Here is a 2,138-nt window from a genome sequence, read left to right on the forward strand (position 1 = left end):
GCGAGTCCGGCGGTGTCGAGGTGGGTGGCGATCATCAGGGGGTGGTCGGTGAGCATGGCGTCGTCGAACAGTTGTAGGGCTGCCGGGGTGGACAGGGGAGCCAGTCCGGCGCGGCTGATGCGGGCTTTGTCCTGCTCGCCGAGGTGACGGGTCATGGCGCTGGCTTGTTCCCACAACCCCCAGGCCACCGACAAGCCGGGCAGACCCTGGGCACGCCGATGAGTGGCCAGCGCATCCAGGAAACTGTTGGCCGCCGCATAATTACCCTGCCCCGCAGTACCCACGATGCCGGCCATCGAGGAAAACAACACAAACGCCGACAAATCCCGATCCCGGGTCAACTCATGCAGATTCCAGGCCCCATCCACCTTGGCCCGCAACACCGTATCCACCCGCTGCGGCGTCAACGAAGCGATCAACCCATCATCGAGCACACCGGCGGCATGAAAGACCCCCTTGAGCGGGAAACGCGGATCCAACCCCGCCAGCAGGTCGGCCACCGCCTGACGATCGGCCACATCACAACCCACCACCGAGACCTGGGCCCCACCGTCCTGCAACCGCTGCACCACCTCAGCCACCCCAGCAGCCTGGCCACCGCTGCGGCTGACCAACACCACATGACCCACCCCGTAACGGGCAACCAAATGCTCAGCCACCGCCGACCCCGCCATCCCCGTACCCCCGGTGATCACCACCGCGCCCCCGGCCAGATCCCCACCCGAACCGGCCAACACCGCCTCACCAGGCCCACCAGGAACCGTCAGCACCACCTTGCCGATCTGACGAGCCTGCGAAACATAGCGATACGCCGCCGCAGCACTGCGCACATCAAACGTCTTGACCGGCAACGGCTCCAACACACCAGCAGCGAACAAATCCATCAACTGCGCAAACATCTGCGCCGTACCATCCGGACCCGCCTCAATCAGATCAAACGCCCGATACACCACACCGGGATGCTCGGCGGCCACCGTTTGCGGATCACGCAGATCGGTCTTGCCCATCTCAATAAACCGCCCACCCCCAGGCAACAACCGCAACGAGGCATCCAAAAACTCACCCGCCAACGAGTTGAGCACCACATCCACCCCAGCCCCACCGGTCACCGCCAAAAACTTCCGCTCAAACTCCACCGTGCGCGAATCACCGATATGGTCCTCATCAAAACCCATCGCCCGCAACGTATCCCACTTACCACGACTGGCAGTGACAAACACCTCCGCACCCCAATGCCGAGCCAACTGCACCGCAGCCATCCCCACCCCACCAGTACCGGCATGAATCAACACCCGCTGCCCAGCACCCAACCCAGCCAACACCGACAACCCATACCACGCCGTCAAAAACACCACCGGCACCCCAGCCGCACGCACCAACGACCACCCCGCCGGCACCACAGTCACCATCCGCGCATCAACCACCGCCTCAGCACCCACCACCCCCAACAAACCCATCACCACATCACCCACAACCAGCCCGGCCACCCCCGGACCAACCTCCACAACTACCCCCGCACCCTCAACACCCAACTCCCCACCACCGGGATACATCCCCAACGCCACCAACACATCCCGGAAATTCACCCCCACCGCAGCCACCGACACCCGCACCTGCCCCACACCCAACTCCACCCGCGGGCACGAGACCACCACCAAATCCTCAAACGTGCCCCCACCACCAGGCACCAACCGCCACCCCCCACCAGGCAACTCCAACACCGCACCAGCACCCGCACGCGCCAACCGCGCCCCATGCACCACACCCGACCGCACCACCACCTGCGGCTCACCACACCCGGCCACCGCCTCCACCGCAACCGAACCATCCGAATCCACCAACATCACCCGACCCGGAAACTCAGCCTGCGCCGACCGCACCAACCCCCACACCGCCGCACCAGCCACATCGGTGACATCCTCACCAGCCAACCCCACCGCACCACACGTCAACACCACCAACACCCCCGCCTCATCACCGCCCAACCACGACTGCAACACCCCCAACCCCTCATGCACCGCCCCATACACCGACGCCACCGACTCCCCCGACGACGACTCCCACACCACCACCGGCCCCACACCACCACCACCCAACGACACCGGCGACCACACCACCTCCAACAACCCGTACGCAGG

1 protein-coding gene is annotated in these 2,138 nt (G+C 65.1%); it reads right to left on the minus strand.

Annotated features, from left to right (window positions below; genetic code table 11):
* Positions 1–2,138 (minus strand): SDR family NAD(P)-dependent oxidoreductase (locus tag A5791_RS17625; RefSeq protein ID WP_156661432.1); only part of this gene is annotated, 2,138 nt, incomplete at both ends.

This window comes from Mycobacterium sp. 852002-51163_SCH5372311 (genome assembly GCF_001667115.1).
Lineage (GTDB): Bacteria > Actinomycetota > Actinomycetes > Mycobacteriales > Mycobacteriaceae > Mycobacterium.